Source organism: Streptomyces olivaceus, assembly GCF_000721235.1.
Classification (GTDB): domain Bacteria; phylum Actinomycetota; class Actinomycetes; order Streptomycetales; family Streptomycetaceae; genus Streptomyces; species Streptomyces olivaceus.
The window spans coordinates 1-18127 of the sequence record NZ_JOFH01000018.1 but is presented as its reverse complement, the minus strand read 5'-3'; the positions used below and the strand labels follow the sequence as shown (position 1 = coordinate 18127).

Annotated in this window: 16 protein-coding genes and 1 tRNA gene; 11 read left to right on the top strand and 6 right to left on the bottom strand. The window is 72.7% G+C overall.

The annotated features are described in order from the left end of the window. Nucleotides 1–129 precede the first annotated feature (129 nt). Nucleotides 130–414, top strand: coding sequence for a hypothetical protein (locus tag IG94_RS0120535; RefSeq protein WP_037768816.1), 285 nt, complete (start codon nucleotides 130–132; stop codon nucleotides 412–414). Between the two features lie 60 nt (nucleotides 415–474). On the opposite strand, the gene IG94_RS0120530 is transcribed toward IG94_RS0120535, so the two are convergent. Together IG94_RS0120530 and IG94_RS0120525 are read right to left on the bottom strand one after the other, a co-directional pair. Next, a complete protein-coding gene (locus IG94_RS0120530) occupies nucleotides 475–1173 on the bottom strand; it encodes an RDD family protein (RefSeq protein ID WP_031038798.1) in 699 nt (232 codons plus the stop codon). 99 nt (nucleotides 1174–1272) lie between these two features. Continuing rightward, on the bottom strand, nucleotides 1273–2826 hold the full coding sequence (locus IG94_RS0120525) for an RDD family protein (protein WP_078892368.1): 1554 nt from the start codon (nucleotides 2824–2826) through the stop codon (nucleotides 1273–1275). Between the two features lie 256 nt (nucleotides 2827–3082). On the opposite strand from IG94_RS0120525, the gene IG94_RS0120520 reads away from it, so the two are divergent. Then, the gene (locus IG94_RS0120520; RefSeq protein WP_031038792.1) at nucleotides 3083–3496 is read left to right on the top strand and encodes an SsgA family sporulation/cell division regulator; all 414 of its coding nucleotides are present in this window, start codon (nucleotides 3083–3085) and stop codon (nucleotides 3494–3496) included. A 25-nt stretch (nucleotides 3497–3521) separates the two neighbouring features. On the opposite strand, the gene IG94_RS0120515 is transcribed toward IG94_RS0120520, so the two are convergent. Continuing rightward, nucleotides 3522–4976: an FAD-binding oxidoreductase gene (locus tag IG94_RS0120515; protein WP_107060622.1), complete on the bottom strand. Its 1455-nt coding sequence runs from the start codon at nucleotides 4974–4976 to the stop codon at nucleotides 3522–3524. A 92-nt stretch (nucleotides 4977–5068) separates the two neighbouring features. Between IG94_RS0120515 and IG94_RS0120510 the strand changes: the two genes are divergently transcribed. Further along, on the top strand, nucleotides 5069–6508 hold the full coding sequence (locus IG94_RS0120510; RefSeq protein WP_043484167.1) for a tetratricopeptide repeat protein: 1440 nt from the start codon (nucleotides 5069–5071) through the stop codon (nucleotides 6506–6508). Between the two features lie 14 nt (nucleotides 6509–6522). Here IG94_RS0120510 and hppD read toward each other — a convergent pair whose 3' ends face one another. Further along, nucleotides 6523–7668 (bottom strand): 4-hydroxyphenylpyruvate dioxygenase, encoded by a 1146-nt coding sequence (gene hppD, locus IG94_RS0120505; RefSeq protein WP_031038784.1) that lies wholly within the window; start codon nucleotides 7666–7668, stop codon nucleotides 6523–6525. A 125-nt stretch (nucleotides 7669–7793) separates the two neighbouring features. Here hppD and IG94_RS0120500 point away from each other — a divergent pair, with 125 nt between their 5' ends. The 5 genes from IG94_RS0120500 to IG94_RS0120480 all read left to right on the top strand — a co-directional run bounded on the left by IG94_RS0120500 (nucleotide 7794) and on the right by IG94_RS0120480 (nucleotide 12168). Continuing rightward, nucleotides 7794–8285, top strand: a complete 492-nt coding sequence (locus IG94_RS0120500) for an Lrp/AsnC family transcriptional regulator (RefSeq protein ID WP_031038782.1) — start codon at nucleotides 7794–7796, stop codon at nucleotides 8283–8285. A 29-nt stretch (nucleotides 8286–8314) separates the two neighbouring features. Continuing rightward, entirely contained in the window at nucleotides 8315–8962 is a 648-nt protein-coding gene (locus tag IG94_RS0120495) for an ABC transporter permease (protein ID WP_031038778.1), read from the top strand. A 139-nt stretch (nucleotides 8963–9101) separates the two neighbouring features. Beyond that, nucleotides 9102–10313, top strand: a complete 1212-nt coding sequence (locus IG94_RS0120490) for a betaine/proline/choline family ABC transporter ATP-binding protein (RefSeq protein WP_031038774.1) — start codon at nucleotides 9102–9104, stop codon at nucleotides 10311–10313. Further along, a complete protein-coding gene (locus IG94_RS0120485; RefSeq protein ID WP_031038771.1) occupies nucleotides 10310–11176 on the top strand; it encodes an ABC transporter permease in 867 nt (288 codons plus the stop codon). Before IG94_RS0120490 ends, IG94_RS0120485 begins: the two co-directional genes overlap by 4 nt. Continuing rightward, complete coding sequence (locus tag IG94_RS0120480) at nucleotides 11173–12168, top strand: glycine betaine ABC transporter substrate-binding protein (RefSeq protein ID WP_052410781.1); 996 nt, start codon at nucleotides 11173–11175, stop codon at nucleotides 12166–12168. The genes IG94_RS0120485 and IG94_RS0120480 overlap by 4 nt, the downstream gene beginning before the upstream one ends. Before the next feature lie 27 nt (nucleotides 12169–12195). On the opposite strand, the gene IG94_RS0120475 is transcribed toward IG94_RS0120480, so the two are convergent. Together IG94_RS0120475 and IG94_RS0120470 are read right to left on the bottom strand one after the other, a co-directional pair. Beyond that, nucleotides 12196–12975 (bottom strand): S16 family serine protease, encoded by a 780-nt coding sequence (locus tag IG94_RS0120475; RefSeq protein WP_031038763.1) that lies wholly within the window; start codon nucleotides 12973–12975, stop codon nucleotides 12196–12198. A 212-nt stretch (nucleotides 12976–13187) separates the two neighbouring features. Next, nucleotides 13188–13259 (bottom strand) — tRNA-Cys (locus IG94_RS0120470). Between the two features lie 206 nt (nucleotides 13260–13465). Between IG94_RS0120470 and IG94_RS0120465 the strand changes: the two genes are divergently transcribed. The 3 genes from IG94_RS0120465 (at nucleotide 13466) to IG94_RS0120455 (ending at nucleotide 17838) form a co-directional block, all read left to right on the top strand. Further along, nucleotides 13466–14926, top strand: coding sequence for an MFS transporter (locus IG94_RS0120465; protein WP_031038760.1), 1461 nt, complete (start codon nucleotides 13466–13468; stop codon nucleotides 14924–14926). A 145-nt stretch (nucleotides 14927–15071) separates the two neighbouring features. Continuing rightward, complete coding sequence (locus tag IG94_RS0120460) at nucleotides 15072–16868, top strand: DEAD/DEAH box helicase (RefSeq protein ID WP_031038756.1); 1797 nt, start codon at nucleotides 15072–15074, stop codon at nucleotides 16866–16868. 304 nt (nucleotides 16869–17172) lie between these two features. Then, on the top strand, nucleotides 17173–17838 hold the full coding sequence (locus IG94_RS0120455) for an IclR family transcriptional regulator (protein WP_031038753.1): 666 nt from the start codon (nucleotides 17173–17175) through the stop codon (nucleotides 17836–17838). The last annotated feature ends 289 nt before the right edge of the window (nucleotides 17839–18127 follow it).

Genomic DNA, 18127 nt, shown 5'->3' with positions numbered 1-18127 from the left:
TGCTTACTACTGGTTCCACTCGGGCACACAGCGGGTTAGAGTCGCTTGGCGGAACGCCCGGAAGCCGGCGGAAAGCCAGGCCGACAGCCCGTCTACCCCCAAGATTTGTCTTCCGAGGACACGATGGACATGCCCCGTCCGACTGCCGCACAGTTCGCCTACGGTTCGTGCACCGTGATCTTCTCGACACTCGCCATGTTGCTGCTGTCACAGACGAGTTCGGGTCCCGGAATCGCCCTCGTCGCCGTCGCGGCGCTCGCCCTCGGGCTGCTGGTCGCCATGACCGTCCCACAGCCCGGAAGGCGGACGCTGACCGCCGTGCCGTCCCACCGGCCCGCCGCGGACCGGGAGCCGGTGCAGGCTTCCCGGGTCGCCGCGGGAGCGGGCGAGACGGCCCGCGGCCGGGCGGCGTAGACCCCGGCCAGGTCCGGGGGCCGCGCGGTTCCCGGACCGGCCCGCCACCGTCGGTCGTCGTCAGCGGGTGTTGACGACGACCGTCTTGGCCGCCTTGTCGTGCAGGCCCTGCTTGTAGGGCCGGTCGAAGAAGCTCCAGCCGCCCGCGATGATCGTCCACACGCAGGCGCAGCAGAACGCGAACGGGATCCACAGCACCAGGGCCCTGATGAGCGACGTCTGCACCGAGGGCGTCGCCCCGTTGTCCAGGTTTGCCACACGCATCCCGAGCCACTTCTTGCCGAGGGTCTGGCCCGTCCTCGTGGTCATGTAGGTGTCGTAGCCGATGTAGAGCAGGGCGGCGATCACGGACTGCCCGAAGGACTTGCCGACGGAGATGTCGTCGCCGTTCACCTGGTACTCCTGGACGTTGAACGCCCAGCTGAGCAGCCAGACCACGATGCCTACGAGGATCATGTCGATGATCCTCGCGAGCGTGCGCCGGCCGCTGTCGGCGAGCGGGGGCATCCCGGCCAGCGGATCGGTGGGATACGAGCCGCCGCCGTAGGGGTCACCCCCGTACGGGCCCGAGCCGCCGGGGGGCGGGGCACCGTAGGGACCTCCGCCGCCGGGGGGCGGGGCACCGCCGTGGGGCCCTCCTGCACCGGGGGACCCTCCTCCGCCGGGGGGCGGGGACGGGTCGTCGTAGGGGTTCTTCCTCAGCGGGTCGTCGTCCGGCGGCTGCTGCCCGCCGGCACCGGGGGGCGGTTCGCTGCTCATGTCCCGAGTCGACCCCGGACTCCGCCCACCCGCATCCGGCGAGCGGCCGTCCGGAGTAGCCGCACTCCGGTACGGCTCCCCTTCCCCCGCCCCGCCCAGCTAGCCCGCGACGAACGTGCCGGCCGCCTTGTCGTGCCAGCACTGGCGCCACGGCCGGTCGAACACGCACCACACGACACCGACCACGCCGACGACCAGCAGGCCGGGAACGCTGTAGACCAGCCACCGGCGCAGCGCAGCGGCGAAGGCCGGGGCGTCGTGGGCCTCGATGTCCCGGACCTCCAGACCGAGCAGCCGCTTGCCCAGGGTCCGGCCCCACTTGGCGGTGGGCAGCGCCTCGTAGACGACGCCGAAGAGCAGCAGGACGGCGAGGACGATGCCGAGGTACACCGAGGTCGTGCCGTCGAGGAGCCAGACCGTGACCGTCTCGCCGGAGAGCTTCGCCTCGTCGATCTTGTCGTTGACGTGGTCGAGGGCCTTGGTGCCGAGCGGCACGGCGGCCGCGGCGGTGACGCCGGCGAGGACGACGGTGTCGATCAGCCGCGCCGCCAGCCGCTTGCCGAGCCCGGCGGGACGGGCCTCCGCCTGGCGCCGGGCGGCGGCCTGGAACACGTCTTCGACCGGCGGCTTCCAGGGCGCGACGGGCTGCTGCTCGGCCGCGCCCGCCCCGGCCAGCCGGTGCACCTGCTGCGCCCAGGAGGACTGCCCGCCACCGGGACCGGCCGCGAGCGGCGCGGCCCCCTGCTGGGGCACGGGCGGGGCGGTCGGAACGCCGGACTGCTGCGCAGGGGCGGGGGCCGCGGGTGACGCGGGGGCGCCGGGGGCGGAGGAGGCCGCGGGCGGCGGCGCGGCTGCGGCCCGGGCGGCGGCCGCCTTCCCGGCGCCGAAGCCGGGGCCGGATCCCGGACCGCCCCGGGACCCGGCGCCGCCGGGCTGCCCGCCGGTGCGCGGGGTGACCGCGCGGAAGGTCATGGTGCCCTCGTCGTCGGCCGGCGGTGCGGAGGCGCCGGCGCCCCGCGGAGGCTCCCCCACGGGCCGGCGGAAGACGAAGGTGTTGCCGGCCTGCCCTTCGGCACCGGCCTCGTCGGGCGCCGCGCCCCCCGGCGCTTCCGCCCGCGCGGCACCGGCGGAAGCGCCCGGCCCCGCACCGCCACCCGCACGGCCGCCCGCTCCTGCTCCGGCTCCGGCGGAACCGGCAGAAGCCGCGCCCGAACCCGTACCCGCCCCGGACGCCCCGCCCGCGCGAGGGTCGCCCGCCTCGGCCGGTCCCGTCGGCCGGGCGTGCGGAATCCTCGGGTCCGTGTGCTGCGCCGGGCCCGGCCAGGCGACGCGCTGCTCCGGAGCCTCGGCGCGGCCGGGCCGGTCGGCGCCCCAGGCCGTCGCGGGCTCCGGGCGGCTGCCGTGCTGGGCCGCCGACGCGGGCGGCGCCCCGTCGACCGGGTCCTCGTCGAAGAAGTGCGGGCCGGTCTCCTCGACCAGGCCCGGCGCGCCGGGCGGCGGCGCGAGCGACTCGCCGTCCTTGGGCGCGGGCCTGCTGGTGCCCGACACCCAGGAGGCGCCGTTCCAGTACCGGACATATCCAGGAATGGACGGGTCCGGGTAAAACCCTTCGCGGGGCCTGTCGTCGCCGGGGGCCGGGGTTGGGGCACTCATGTCCGTCGTCCCGTATCTGCTCGGGGGTTGATAAGGGGGGCTCAACATCTATCAGACGGGCGCAATGCGCACCGCCGGTCCCGCAGGACCCGACCCTTTCCGGGCAACCTCGTGCATGGACCTTCACGCCTGGGACAGAGGTGGTGGGAAAAAAGTTTCGCGAACCCGCGTAACGCTCGCGGCTCCGGCCGCTCTCACTCGTGCGGGCCCGTTACGGGCGGCCCGTGCGGATCCGTACGAGAGAGGAAACCCCGCCATGCACCCGACCGTCGTGGAACGCGAGCTGGAACTGAGGCTCGTCCTGTCCCCCGAGACCAGCATCCCGGTGCCCGCCCTGCTCGGCTACCACAGCGACGACCCCTATGCCGTCCACATCACCTTCCACATCGACTCCGGGCAGCCGGTGCACTGGACCTTCGCCCGCGACCTGCTGGTGGAGGGCGTCTTCCGGCCGTCCGGGCACGGTGACGTACGGGTGTGGCCGTCGAAGACGGAGGGCCGCAGCGTGGTCCTGATGGCGCTGAGCAGCCCCGACGGCGACGCCCTGCTCGAGGCCCCCACCCCGCAGGTGTCGGCCTGGCTGGAGCGGACCCTGCGGGCGGTGCCGCCGGGGAGCGAGGGCGGCCGGCTCGGCCTCGACGACGGGCTGGCCGAGCTGCTCGCCCGGTGAGCGACGGGCAGCTCGGCTTACCGGATCAGAACAGCTTGCCGGGATTGAGGATGCCCAGCGGGTCGAAGACCTGTTTGACGGCCCGCTGCATCTCCAGGCCCACCGGCCCCAGTTCCCGCGCCAGCCACTCCTTCTTCAGCACGCCCACGCCGTGCTCACCGGTGATGGTGCCGCCGAGTTCCAGGCCGAGCGCCATGATCTCGTCGAAGGACTCGCGGGCCCGCCGGGACTCGTCGGGGTCCTGCGCGTCGAAGCACACCGTGGGGTGGGTGTTGCCGTCGCCCGCGTGGGCGCAGACCCCGATGGTGAGGTCGTACTTCGCGGCGACGCGCTCGATGCCCGCCAGCATGTCCCCGAGCCGGGAGCGCGGCACGCACACGTCGTCGATCATCGTGGTGCCCTTGACCGCCTCCAGCGCCGTGAGGGACAGGCGCCGCGCCTGGAGGAGCAGCTCCGACTCGGCCGCGTCCTCGGCGGGGACCACCTGCGTGGCACCGGCGGCCTCGCACAGCGCGCCGACGGCGGCGAGGTCGGCGGCCGGGTCGGTGGTGTCGAAGGCGGCGAGCAGGAGGGCCTCGGTGCTCTCCGGCAGCCCCATCCGGGCGAAGTCGTTGACCGCCTTGACCGTCGTACGGTCCATCAGTTCGAGGAGGGACGGCACGTGCCCGCCCTCCGTGATCCGGCAGACCGCGTCGCACGCGGCGGCCGCGGAGGCGAACTCGGCGGCCAGCACCAGCTGCTCGGGCGGCTTGGGGCGCAGCCCGAGGACGGCCCGTACGACGATGCCGAGGGACCCCTCGGAGCCGACGAAGAGGCGGGTCAGGTCGTACCCGGCGACGCCCTTGGCGGTGCGGCGGCCGGTGGACATCAGGCGGCCGTCGGCGAGGACGACGTCCAGGCCGAGGACGTACTCGGCCGTCACCCCGTACTTGACGCAGCACAGGCCGCCGGAGGCGGTGCCGATGTTGCCGCCGATGGTGCACATCTCCCAGCTGGAGGGGTCCGGCGGGTAGTAGAGGCCGTGCTCGTTCACCGCGCGGGAGAGCGCGGCGTTGACGACGCCCGGTTCGACGACGGCGACCCGGTCGACCGGGTTGATCTCCAGGATGCGGTCCATCTTCGTCAGGGAGAGGACCACGCAGCCGTCGGTGGCGTTGGCCGCGCCGGACAGGCCGGTGCGGGCGCCCTGGGGGACGACCGGGACGCGCAGTCCGGTGGCGGTGCGCATGACGTGCTGGACGTCCTCCACCGTGCGCGGCAGGACGACGACCGCGGGCGCGCCGGCCGGGCAGAAGCTCGCCATGTCGTTGGCGTAGGAGGCCGTGACGTCCGGGTCGGTGAGAACGGACTCGGCGGGCAGTCCGGCGAGCAGCCGGTCGACGAGAGTACTGACGAGGGTGCTGCTGACCGCCGCGGCCGCGCCGGACCCGCGGGCTGCGTCGTCCTCGTCGCGAGGCGCTTCGATACGGCTCATGATCACAGGTTGGCATCCGAGGGCCATCGGTGTGAACCCCGTCGACGGCACCCGCTGCCTGCCCGGTGCTCTCATCGTATTGACGCACAGTGAGCGCCATGGTGGTCATGGAGAGGCAGACCGAGCGGGAACGGGGACGGCTGCCGGAACCCGGGCGGCGGCGGTCGCGGCGCGGGCGCCGGGTGCTGATCGGTGCAGTCGCCGGGTGCGCCGTACTCGGCGGAGTCCTGGTGCTGCTGCCCTGGGACGGGGGCGACGCTCCCCCGCCCGCGCCGGGGCCCGCGGCGGTGGCGCGCGGCGCGGTCACCACGGGCGTGCCCGCCGCGCTGCCGGACCTGGCCGCGCTGATCGGCGACCGGGTCTCGCACCTGCGGGCGCATCCGCTGGACGGCGCGTCGTGGGCGGTCCTCGGCGCGGCCTACGTCGAGCAGGGCAGCCGGACGGCCGACGCCGCCAACTGGCCGAAGGCCGAGAAGGCGCTGCGGACCTCGTTGAAAACCGGCGCGAAGCGCAATCCGCAGGCCCTGGAGGGGCTCGCGGCGCTGGCGGTGGCGCGCCGGGACTTCCCGGCGGCGAAGAAGTGGGGCGAGAGCGCGGTGAAGACGGCGCCGAAGCGGTGGACGGCGCACGCGGTGCTGGTCGACGCGTACACCGGGCTCGGCGACCAGGAGGCGGTGGGCCGGGCCCTGGACAAGGTGCTTGAGCTGCACCCCGGCACGCCGGCCACGGGCGCGCTGGCCGCGGCCGTCTACCGCGACCGGGGCTGGCGGGAGGACGCGGCGGCCCGGATCTCGGACGCGGCGGCGGGGGCGGAGGCGCCGGCCGAGCGGGCGGCGTACCTGGAACAGGCCGGGCGGCTGGCGTTCGAGCGGGGGGACCGGGAGGAGGCGCTGCGGTTCTTCCAGGAGGCGCTGCGCACCGACCCCGACCAGCGGGCCGCGCAGGCCGGGCAGGGCCGGGCGCTGGCGGCACTGGGCCGCACGACGGACGCGCTGTCGGCGTACCAGGCGGCGTCGGCCAAGCGGCCGGGACCCGAGTACCCGCTCGAACTGGGCGAGCTGTACGAGTCGCTGGGCCTCGGGCAGGCGGCGCGGGTCGAGTACGACCTGCTGCGGGACCGGGTGCGCGGTGCCGAGGCTGCCGGGGCCGACGGGCAACTGCTGCTGGGGCGCCTGGAGGCGGACCACGGGGACCCGGCCGAGGCGGTGCGCGTGCTGCGCGCGGAGTGGGGGCGGCAGCCCGGGACCGCGGTCGCCGACGCCCTGGGCTGGGCGCTGCACCGCACCGGCGCGGACGAGGAGGCGCTGGAGTTCGCGGCGATCGCGACCGACGGCGACAAGGGCGGCGGAGTGCGCAGCGCGCTGCACGTCTTCCACCGGGGCATGATCGAGCGGAGCCTCGATCGGTACGGGCCCGCGCGGCGGCATCTGCGGGAGGCGCTGACGATCAACCCGTACTTCTCACCGCTGCGGGTGCCGGAGGCGAAGCGGGCCCTGACGGAGCTGGGCGAGCCCCCGGTGGAGGGCCCGCCCACATAGCCTGCGGCGCGGGCTCAGAGGTTGCCGCGCCTCTCCTGCTCGCGCTCGATCGCCTCGAACAGGGCCTTGAAGTTGCCCTTGCCGAAGCCCATCGAGCCGTGGCGCTCGATCATCTCGAAGAAGACGGTCGGCCGGTCCTGGACCGGCTTGGTGAAGATCTGCAGCAGGTAGCCGTCCTCGTCCCGGTCGACGAGGATCTTCAGCTCGCGCAGGATGTCGACGGGCACCCGGGTCTCGCCCGCCCACTCGCCGAGCGTGTCGTAGTACGAGTCGGGGGTGTTCAGGAACTCGACGCCGGCGGCCTTCATCGCGCGGACGGTCTGCACGATGTCGTTGGTGTTCAGCGCGATGTGCTGGACGCCCGCGCCGCCGTAGAACTCCAGGTACTCGTCGATCTGGGACTTCTTCTTGGCGACGGCGGGCTCGTTGATCGGGAACTTGACCTTGAGGGTGCCGTCGGCCACCACCTTGGACATCAGCGCGCTGTACTCGGTGGCGATGTCGTCGCCCACGAACTCCTTCATGTTCGTGAAGCCCATGACCTTGTTGTAGAAGCCGACCCACTCGTTCATCCGGCCGAGTTCGACGTTGCCGACGCAGTGGTCCACGGCCTGGAAGACGCGCTGCCCGGGCGGCGCGACCATCGGCTCGGCGGCGGCGTAGCCCGGCAGGTAGGGGCCGTCGTAGCCGGTGCGCTCGACGAGGGTGTGCCGGGTCTCGCCGTACGTGGCGATCGCGGCGAGGACGACGGTGCCGTGCTCGTCCTCGACCTCGTGCGGCTCGGCGAGCGAGCGGGCGCCGTGCTCGACGGCGTAGGCGTGGGCGGCGCGCGCGTCCGGGACCTCGATGGCGAGGTCGACGACGCCGTCGCCGTGCTCGGCGACGTGCTGGGCGAGGAAGGTCCCCCAGTCGGTCGAGGGCTTGATCACCGAGGTGAACACGAAGCGGGCGGAGCCGCTCTCCAGGACGTAGCTCGCGGTCTCCCGGCTGCCGTTCTCCGGTCCGGAGTAGGCGACCAGCTTCATGCCGAAGGCGGTGGAGTAGTAGTGCGCGGCCTGCTTGGCGTTGCCCACGGCGAAGACGACCGCGTCCATTCCCTTGACCGGGAAGGGATCGGCCTGCCGGGCGGTGTCGGGAGTGTGGTGTGTGGTCTGCGTCATAGCGGCAGGTTCTCCCCTGGCTGCAAGGTGCGCAATAGTTCGGGTTTTCAGTGGGCAGCCTGACCAGTGAAAGGGCGGTGGAGGCAGGCGATCTGTACAGGATGACCAGCCGGGAGGGTGGAGATATGGCGGGCAGGGGGATCGACCGGCTGGACGGGCGGATCATCGGTCTGCTGGCGCGGGAGCCGCGGATCGGGGTCCTGGAGATGTCCCGGCGGCTGGGGGTGGCGCGCGGCACCGCGCAGGCGCGGCTCGACCGGCTTCAGTCGAACGGAGTCATCCGCGGTTTCGGCCCGGAGGTGGACCCGGCGGCCCTCGGCTACCCGGTCACCGCGTTCGCCACGCTGGAGATCCGGCAGGGTCAAGGGGCCGACGTACGGGCGCACTTGGCGACCGTTCCGGAGGTCCTGGAGCTGCACACCACGACCGGCACCGGGGACATGCTGTGCCGCCTCGTGGCCCGCTCGAACGCCGATCTCCAACGGGTGATCGACCGGGTTGTCGGTTTTGATGGCATCGTCCGGGCCGCCACGGCGATCGTGATGGAGAACCCCGTTCCGCTGCGGATCATCCCGCTGGTGGAGCAGGCGGCCGAGGACAGCACCGGACACGACTGAGACCGGACCGATCCCGGAGGTGAGCGGACGTGAACTTCTGGGACTTCCTGGGCAGCCGCCACCAGCAGCTGCTCGCCGACGCCTTCCAGCACGCCAGCGCCGTCTTCCAGTGCATGGTCGTCGCGACGCTGCTCGGCGTGCTGATCGGCGTCGTCACCTACCGCAGCGAGTGGGCGGGCAACCTGGCGACGCTGTCGACGTCGACCATCCTCACCATCCCGGCGCTGGCCATGATCGGTCTGCTCATCCCGATCGTGGGCCTGGGCGTACCGCCGACGGTGACCGCGCTGACCCTGTACGGGCTGCTGCCGATCGTGCGCAACGCCATCGTCGGCCTGCGCGGGGTCGACCCGGCGCTGGTGGACGCCGCCAAGGGCATCGGCATGTCGCGTCCGGCGCGGCTGCTGCGGGTGGAGCTGCCGCTGGCCTGGCCGCCGATCCTGACCGGCATCCGGGTCTCGACGCAGATGCTGATGGGCATCGCGGCCATCGCCGCCTACGCCTCCGGGCCGGGCCTCGGCAACGAGATCTTCCGCGGGATCGCCTCGCTGGGCAGCAAGAACGCGCTCAACCAGGTGCTCGCGGGCACGCTCGGCATCATCGTCCTGGCCCTGCTGTTCGACGCGGCGTACGTGCTGCTCGGGCGGCTGACCATTCCTAGGGGGATCCGTGCCTGAAGCCGGTCACGACAGCACTGCCGGGGCCACCGGGGCCACCGAAGCGAGGGGGGCCACCGAAGCAAGGGGGACCACCGGGCCCACCGGGACCACCGGGACCACCGGGACCACCGGGACCACCGGGACCACCGGAGCCACGATCGAGCTGGAGTCCCTCACCAAGCTCTACCCGGGCACCCCGCAGCCCGCCGTCGAGAACGTGTCGATGGAGATCAAGGCGGGCGAGACGGTCATCTTCGTCGGCCCCTCGGGCTGCGGGAAGTCCACCACCCTCAAGATGATCAACCGGCTGATCGAGCCGAGCGGCGGCCGCATCCGCATCAACGGCGAGGACGTCACCGACATCGACCCGGTGAAGCTGCGCCGCCAGGTCGGCTACGCGATCCAGTCCTCCGGCCTCTTCCCGCACATGACCGTCGCCCAGAACATCGCCCTCGTACCGAAGATGATCGGCTGGTCAAAGGCCCGCATCCGCTCGCGGGTGGAGGAGATGCTGGACCTCGTCGGACTCGACGCCGGGGAGTTCCACGGCCGCTATCCGCGCCAGCTCTCCGGCGGCCAGCAGCAGCGGGTGGGCGTGGCGCGGGCCCTGGCCGCCGATCCGCCCGTGCTGCTGATGGACGAGCCGTTCGGCGCGGTCGACCCGATCACACGCGACCACCTCCAGGACGAGCTGATCCGCCTCCAGCACGAGCTGCACAAGACGATCGTCTTCGTCACCCACGACTTCGACGAGGCGATCAAGCTGGGCGACCGGATCGCCGTCCTGCGCGAGCGCTCCCACATCGCGCAGTTCGACACCCCCGAGGCCATCCTCACCAACCCGGCGGACGACTTCGTCTCCGGCTTCGTGGGCGCGGGCGCGGCGCTGAAGCGGCTCAACCTGACGCGGGTCCGGGACGTGGCGATCACCGACTACCCGACGGTGACCGTGGAGGACCCGCTCCAGCACATCTTCGACCGGCTGCGGGAATCGGGCACCAACGAGATCCTGCTCCTCGACCGGCGCGGCCGGCCCTACAAGTGGCTGCGGCGCGGCGACCTGATGCGGGCCAGGGGCTCGCTGGCCCGGGCGGGCACGCTCGTCCACGACACGGTGACCCGGGACGCGACGCTGCGGGACGCGCTGGAGGCGGTGCTGACCGACAACGCGGGGCGGGTCGCGGTCACCGGGCGGCGCGGCGCGTACGAGGGCGTCGTCGACATGGAGACGCTGATGAACTCCGTGCAGGAACTGCTGGAGGCCGACCGCCTCGACGCGCTGGAGCACCAGCACGACCTGGAGGAGTCCCAGGCCCCGCGGACGCACACCGAGCAGGAGGGCTTCGGCGAGGTCGGAGGCCGCGCGTGAGCGGCACCGCCCGGCCCTCCCCCGGCCGCCGCCCCGAGGGGGAGCACGACGTCAAAGGGCTGGCCTTCCGGGACGAGGGCGAGAGCGCGGAGCAGGCGCCCCCGCGTCCCCGGACGGCGGGCGCCTCCCGGGTCGGCTGGCGGAAGCTGACCTTCCTGCCCGTGGTCCTGATCGCCGTACTGCTGGCGACGTGGCTGTGGTTCCGGCAGGCCGACCTGGACGCGCTCAGCCGCAACGCCCTCGGCAACGGCCAGGTCACCAAGGCCCTGTGGCAGCACGTCGAGCTGACGGTGATCTCCACCTTCTTCGTGCTGATCATCGCGATCCCGCTGGGCATCCTGCTCACGCGCGGGGCGTTCCGGAAGGCCACGCCGTTCGCGATGGCCTTCGCCAACATGGGCCAGGCGACCCCGGCGATCGGCCTTCTCGCCCTGCTGGTGATCTGGCTGGGCATCGGCCGCCGGGCCGCCCTGATCGGCATCATCATCTACGCCGTCCTGCCCGTGCTGTCCAACACCATCGCGGGCCTGAAGGCGAACGACCCGACGCTCCTGGAGGCGGCCCGCGGCATCGGCATGTCCCCGCTCGGCGTCCTCACCCGGGTGGAGCTCCCCCTGGCCGTCCCCCTCATCCTGGCCGGCGTGCGCACCGCGCTCGTCCTGAACGTCGGTACGGCGACGCTGGCGACCTTCGGCGGGGGCGGCGGTCTGGGCGTACTGATCACCACGGGCATCACCAGCCAGCGGATGCCGGTCCTGGTGCTGGGCTCGATCCTCACCGTGGCGCTCGCGCTGCTGGTGGACTGGCTGGCGTCGCTGGCGGAACTGCTGCTGCGCCCGCGGGGCCTGGAGGTGGGCACATGAGACGACAGGGACCCCTGGGCCGGACGAACCGGCGTACGTACTCGCTGCTGGCCGCCTCGCTCCTGACGGCCTCCGCCGCGTGCGGCCTGACCAGCGGCTCCCCGATGGTCGACGACGTGGAGCCCGGCACGATCGGCAAGGGGCGGCCCCTGGAGGGCGCGGACCTCACCGTCACGTCCAAGGAGTTCACCGAGCAGCTGGTCCTCGGCGCGATCATGGGCATCGCCTTCGAGGCGGCCGGCGCGGAGGTGCTCGACCGCACGGGCATCCAGGGCTCCGTCGGCACCCGCGCGGCGGTGGAGAACGGCGACGCCGACGCCACGTACGAGTACACGGGCACGGCCTGGATCACGTACCTGGGCAACAGCAGGCCGATCCCCGACCCGGAGCAGCAGTGGCAGGCGGTGAAGGAGGCGGACGCGAAGAAGGGGATGACGTGGCTGCCGCCGGCCCGCCTGAACAACACGTACGCGCTGGCGATGAACCAGTCGAACTACAAGAAGTACCGGACGAAGACCCTCTCGGAGGTCACCGAGCTGTCGAAGTCGGACCCGGGTGCGGTGACGCTGTGCGTGGAGGGCGAGTTCGCCAACCGGGCGGACGGCCTGCCGGGACTGGAGAAGGCGTACGGCATGTCGCTGCCCGCCGGGAACATCACGCAGATGGACACCGGCATCATCTACACCCAGACCGCGAAGGGCGCCTGCACCTACGGCGAGGTGTACACCACCGACGGGCGGATCAAGTCCATGAACCTGGCGGTGATGGAGGACGACAAGAAGTTCTTCCCGAACTACAACGCCGCGCCCATGGTCCGCACGGCCACCCTGAAGAAGTGGCCGGCGATCGCGTCGGTCCTCGACCCGGTCACCAAGGCGCTGGACAACGACGTCGCCCAGACCCTCAACGCCAAGGTCGACGTGGACGGCGAGGACCCGCACCAGGTGGCCCTGGACTGGATGAAGGAGAAGGGCTTCGTGAAGGAGGGCTAAGGAGGGGTAGGAGCGTCGCGCTGCCGCTCAGCAGGCGGGCACGTTCCCCTTCCCGCTCCCCAGCGCCTTCAACGAGTCGACCGCGCCCTTGAGCGTCGTCACCGGGACCAGCCGCAGCCCCTTCGGCAGCTCGGCCTGCGCGTCCGAGCACTCCGCCTCCGGCACCAGGAACACGGTCGCCCCGTCCCGCCGCGCGGCCTGCGTCTTGAGCGGCACGCCGCCCACGGGCCCGACCTCGCCGCCGCCGGTGATGGTGCCGGTCCCGGCGACGACCCTGCCGCCGGTGAGGTCGTCGGCGCCGAGCTTGTCGACGATGCCCAGCGAGAACAGCAGCCCGGCGCTGGGCCCGCCGACGTCCTCCAGCCGCAGCTCGACGTCGACGTCGTCCTTGTCCAGCCGCAGATACCGGAGCGCGGCCGTGGTGGCGGTGTCCTGCGACTCCTTCATCTGCTCCTGGTTGTACTCCTCGATCTCGCCGACGTCGTCGCCGTTCGGGTAGACGGCGTCCCGGGGCATGACGGCCCGGTCGGTGTCGAACCAGCTGCTGAGCACGTCCCCGAGGCGGATACTCGCGTCCGGCCCGGTCGCCTCGATCGTCGTCATCCGCAGCTGCCCGCTGGTGTCGTGCGCCGGCGCACCGCTGACGGTGATCACCTCTTTCCCCTGGTTCTCACCCAGCACGTCGGCCGTCAGCCCCGGCTGCGCCACGGAGAACGGCAGCGGCGCGAACACGACGGTGGCGAGCAGCGCCACGACGGGCAGCCCGCATACGGCGAGGACCTGGGGACGCGTGAGACGAGAGAGCACGGAGTCAATCTAACGCGGGCCCGCCCCCGCGCCGGCTGCGGGCAGCGGACCGCCGGGGCGCCTGAGCACATGGGCACCTGGGCGCCGCATCTGTCGCATCACCGGTCTCACCGGCGGAGGACGGCACGGCGGATTCGGTCAGGGGCAGAAGAGAGGGCGCGTCCGGCGCAGGTACGCGCAGGCACCCGGAAACACCGCTGTCAGGCGGGTAGAGGCCGTGGCGGGATTCGAACCCACGTAACTCGCTTTGCAGGCGAGCCCCTGAACCACTCGGGCACACGGCCGTGTCGAACTCGGTGATCACGACGGTAGGCCGGGGCATGGGCGGTACTCAAGGATTCCGGGCAGGCCGCAACACGACTGCCACACGGCGTTCATGAACGGGCGCGGGCAAGCCGTCCGCGGATACGTGGTCGTACGACCAAGGTCCCGGTCCGGTACCGCCTCCCGACAGGGGTGAAGGCGTGCTGCGGCCCTTACTCTGGCGACCATGACCGTCCCTGAGCCCCGCGACACCGAGGTCGCCGTATCCGCCGAGGCCTCTCTCCGTACCGCCGCTCCCGCCGAGACCGTGCTGAGCCGCGCCTACCGGGCGCTGAGCGTCGGCATCGTCTCCGTCGTCGTGCTGATCGCCTTCGAGGCGACGGCGGTCGGCACGGCGATGCCGGTGGCGGCGCGGGAGCTGGACGGGGTGTCGCTGTACGCGTTCGCGTTCTCGGGGTACTTCACGACCAGCCTCTTCGGGATGGTGCTCTCCGGCCAGTGGTCGGACCGGCGGGGCCCGCTGGCACCGCTGACCTGCGGCATCGCCTCCTTCGCGCTGGGCCTCGTGCTGTCCGGGACGGCCGGTGCGATGTGGCTGTTCATCCTCGGGCGGGCCGTGCAGGGGCTCGGCGGCGGGCTGGTGGTCGTCGCGCTGTACGTCGTCGTCGGGCGGGCCTACCCGGAGCGGCTGCGGCCCGCGATCATGGCGGCGTTCGCGGCGGGCTGGGTCGTTCCCTCGGTCGTCGGCCCGCTGGCCTCGGGGGCGGTGACCGAGCACCTCGGCTGGCGCTGGGTGTTCGTCGGCATCCCGGTCCTGGTCGTCGTCCCGCTGGCCCTCGCGCTGCCGCAGATACGCAGCCGGGCGGCGGGCCGGGTGGGCGGAGCGGACGCGCCGGCCTCCTTCGACGGGCGCCGCATCCGCCTCGCTCTCGCCGTCTCGCTGGGCGCGGGACTGCTCCAGTACGCCGCCCAGGACCTGCGGTGGGTGTCGCTGCTGCCGGGGGCGGTGGGCGTGGCGCTGCTCGTCCCGGCCGTCCTCGGCCTGCTGCCGCGCGGCACCTACCGGGCGGCGCGTGGGCTGCCCTCCGTCGTCCTGCTGCGCGGCGTGGCCGCCGGGTCCTTCGTCGCGGCCGAGTCCTTCGTCCCGCTGATGCTGGTCACCCAGCGCGGGCTCAGTCCCACGCTCGCCGGTCTGTCGCTGGCGGCGGGCGGCGCCACCTGGGCCGGGGGCTCGTGGCTGCAGTCCCGGACGCGCCTGGAGCCGTACCGGGAACGTCTGATGGCCCTCGGCATGGTCCTGGTCGCGGCGGCCGTCGCCACGGCACCCAGCGTGCTGATCGACGCCGTACCCGCCTGGACGGTGGCCGTCGCCTGGGGCTTCGGCTGCTTCGGCATGGGCCTGGTGATCTCCTCCACCAGCGTGCTGCTGCTGAAGCTCTCCGCCCCCAGGGAGGCCGGGTCCAACTCCGCCGCTCTGCAGATCTCGGACGGCCTGTCCAACGTCGTCCTGCTGTCGGCCGGCGGCGCGGCCTTCGCGGCCCTCGGCGGCGGCACGGTCACCCACGCCGCCACGGGCGCGGACGGGGCGGCCGGCTCCCACCCGGCCGCGTTCACCGCCGTGTTCCTGCCGATGGCGGCGGTGGCGCTGGTGGGCGCGTGGGTGGCGACGCGGCTGCGCGAGAAGTAGCCGCGGAGGGCCGGCGGGGCGGTTGTGACGTCCGTCCCACCCGGGGGTGACCCGCCCCCGGGCGCGCGTCGACCGGGCCGGCCCGCCGGTAGGGTGGCCCGTTGTCATACGTGGCCGAGCCGTCGTTCTACCCCCTTCGGAGACCGTGACTACCACCGCCAGCTCCAGCACGTCGCACCACCTGTCCCCGGCCTTCCCGGGCCGTGCCCCGTGGGGCACCGCCGGCAAGCTGCGGGCCTGGCAGGAGGGGGCGATGGAGAAGTACCTCCAGGACCAGCCCCGGGACTTCCTGGCGGTCGCCACGCCCGGCGCCGGAAAGACGACCTTCGCGCTGACGCTGGCGTCCTGGCTGCTGCACCACCACGTCGTGCAGCAGGTGACCGTCGTCGCGCCGACCGAGCACCTGAAGAAGCAGTGGGCGGAGGCCGCGGCCCGGATAGGGATCAGGCTGGACCCCGAGTACAGCGCGGGCCCGCTCAGCCGCGAGTACCAGGGCATCGCCATCACGTACGCGGGCGTCGGCGTGCGCCCCATGCTGCACCGCAACCGCGTCGAGCAGCGCAAGACCCTCGTCATCCTCGACGAGATCCACCACGCCGGCGACTCGAAGTCCTGGGGCGAGGCCTGCCTGGAGGCGTTCGAGCCGGCCACCCGGCGCCTCGCGCTCACCGGCACGCCCTTCCGCTCCGACACGAACCCGATCCCCTTCGTGGCGTACGAGGAGGGCAACGACGGCATCCGCCGCTCGGCCGCCGACTACACGTACGGCTACGGCTCCGCGCTCGCCGACGGCGTCGTGCGCCCCGTCATCTTCATGAGCTACAGCGGCAACATGCGCTGGCGCACCAAGGCGGGCGACGAGATCGCGGCCCGGCTCGGCGAGCCCATGACGAAGGACGCCGTCAGCCAGGCCTGGCGCACCGCGCTCGACCCGCGCGGCGAGTGGATGCCCGCCGTGCTGCGCGCCGCCGACCAGCGGCTCACCGAGGTCAGGAAGGCCATCCCGGACGCCGGCGCGCTCGTCATCGCCGCCGACCAGGACGCGGCCCGCTCCTACGCCAAGCTGATCCGCGAGATCACGGGCGACAAGGCCACCGTCGTCCTGTCCGACGACACCGGCGCCTCCAAGAACATCGACGACTTCAGCGGCAGCACCGCCCGCTGGATGGTCGCCGTCCGCATGGTGTCCGAGGGCGTCGACGTCCCCCGCCTCGCGGTGGGCGTCTACGCGACGACCATCTCCACCCCTCTCTTCTTCGCCCAGGCGGTCGGCCGTTTCGTCCGGTCCCGCCGGCGCGGCGAGACCGCGTCCGTCTTCCTCCCCACCGTTCCCGACCTGCTCACCTTCGCCAACGAGATGGAGCGCGAGCGGGACCACGTCCTCGACAAGCCCAAGAAGGAGGGCGAGGAGGACCCCTACGCCGAGTCCGAGAAGGAGATGGACGAGGCGAACCGGGAGCAGGACGAGGACACCGGCGAGCAGGAGCAGTTCGCCTTCGAGGCGCTGGAGTCCGAGGCCACCTTCGACCGGGTCATGTACAACGGCGCCGAGTTCGGCATGCAGGCCCACCCGGGGAGCGAGGAGGAACAGGACTACCTCGGCATCCCCGGGCTCCTCGAACCCGACCAGGTCCAGCTGCTGCTCCAGAAGCGGCAGTCCCGGCAGATCGCGCACAGCCGCAAGAAGCCCGACGACGAGGCCGACCTGCTCGAACTGCCCGCCGACCGGCGCCCGGTGGTCTCCCACAAGGAGCTGATGGAGCTGCGCAAGCAGCTCAACACCATGGTCGGCGCCTACGTCCACCAGAGCGGCAAGCCGCACGGTGTCGTCCACACCGAACTGCGCCGCGTCTGCGGCGGTCCGCCCAGCGCCGAGGCGACCGGCGGGCAACTGCGCCAGCGCATCGCCAAGGTGCAGGAGTGGGCGACGCGGATGAAGTGACGCCGCCGACGCGTGCGCGTACGGACCGGGTACGAGACGTATGAGGACAAAACCCGTCAGTCGATAACGGTTGGCGCCCGGATTCTGGACGGAGCCTTCCGCTGAGCGGACCGGGTGGTTACTGTCCGGCTACGCACACGCCCCGTGGCAGCGCCGCCGCGGAGCGCAGCCGTGAAGCGAGACTGGGCCCGGGCACCACCGGGTCGTCAGCCGATCGGCGGCCTCTGAAGCGCGTCGTCGACGGGACTCGACGACGCATCCGACGCGAGAGGGCCGCCGACCTCACCACGAAGGAGTGGGCGTCGTGACCGCGGAGACCTCTCAGACGCTCGACCGGGGCCTTCGGGTCCTCAAGCTGCTGGCCGACACGGACCACGGGCTGACCGTCACGGAGCTGTCCCACAAGCTGGGCGTGAACCGGACGGTCGTGTACCGGTTGCTGGCCACGCTGGAGCAACACGCCCTCGTACGCCGCGACCTGGGCGGCCGCGCCCGGGTCGGCCTCGGCGTGCTGGGCCTGGGCCGGCAGGTCCACCCCCTGGTCCGCGAGGCGGCGATGCCCGCCCTGCGCTCACTCGCCGAGGACATCGGGGCGACGGCGCACCTGACCCTGGTGGACGGCGCGGAGGCCCTGGCCGTGGCCGTCGTGGAGCCGACCTGGACCGACTACCACGTCGCCTACCGGGCGGGCTTCCGCCATCCCCTGGAGCGTGGCGCGGCGGGCAAGGCGATACTCGCGGCTCGCCGGCCGGCGGCACAACCGGCGGGCGAGCCGACGGACGACGACCCCGGCTACACCCTGACCCACGGCGACCTGGAAGCCGGCGCGTGCGGCGCGGCGGCCCCCCTGATCGGCGTCACCGGCGTCGAGGGCAGCGTGGGCGTGGTCATGCTCTCGGAGGTGGTCCCGGAACGCGTCGGCGAACGCGTACGCCACGCAGCCCAAGAGGTAGCAGAGGCCCTGCGGTAGGGCCACCGACCCCCGCCCCGGAATCACCCCGGTCCGGCGTACGCGCCGAAGCCATGCCGCGAGCCGTACGAGTCCCTGACAGTGAACCGCTCTGCTGGTCGCCGCTGTGGGCCCACGAATCGGCTTCCGCTCGGATACTCACGCATTGTAAGTTCGCATCTGTTACGGGTTGTTGCTGATGCGCACGGGCTGACGGGGGTTGCGTGATGGTGGGCCACAGGCCGAGTGACTGGCATGTCCTGGACCTGGACAAGGACCCGACGCCGGGTGATCCGCAGCGGGTGCGCAC

Excerpts from the sequence above, each read along its gene's own strand:
- IG94_RS0120535 (WP_037768816.1), top strand. The coding sequence starts at position 130 with ATGCCCCGTCCGACTGCCGCACAGTTCGCCTACGGTTCGTGCACCGTG.
- IG94_RS0120530 (WP_031038798.1), bottom strand. The coding sequence starts at position 1,173 with ATGAGCAGCGAACCGCCCCCCGGTGCCGGCGGGCAGCAGCCGCCGGAC.
- IG94_RS0120525 (WP_078892368.1), bottom strand. The coding sequence starts at position 2,826 with ATGAGTGCCCCAACCCCGGCCCCCGGCGACGACAGGCCCCGCGAAGGG.
- IG94_RS0120520 (WP_031038792.1), top strand. The coding sequence starts at position 3,083 with ATGCACCCGACCGTCGTGGAACGCGAGCTGGAACTGAGGCTCGTCCTG.
- IG94_RS0120510 (WP_043484167.1), top strand. The coding sequence starts at position 5,069 with ATGGTGGTCATGGAGAGGCAGACCGAGCGGGAACGGGGACGGCTGCCG.
- hppD (WP_031038784.1), bottom strand. The coding sequence starts at position 7,668 with ATGACGCAGACCACACACCACACTCCCGACACCGCCCGGCAGGCCGAT.
- IG94_RS0120500 (WP_031038782.1), top strand. The coding sequence starts at position 7,794 with ATGGCGGGCAGGGGGATCGACCGGCTGGACGGGCGGATCATCGGTCTG.
- IG94_RS0120480 (WP_052410781.1), top strand. The coding sequence starts at position 11,173 with ATGAGACGACAGGGACCCCTGGGCCGGACGAACCGGCGTACGTACTCG.
- IG94_RS0120465 (WP_031038760.1), top strand. The coding sequence starts at position 13,466 with ATGACCGTCCCTGAGCCCCGCGACACCGAGGTCGCCGTATCCGCCGAG.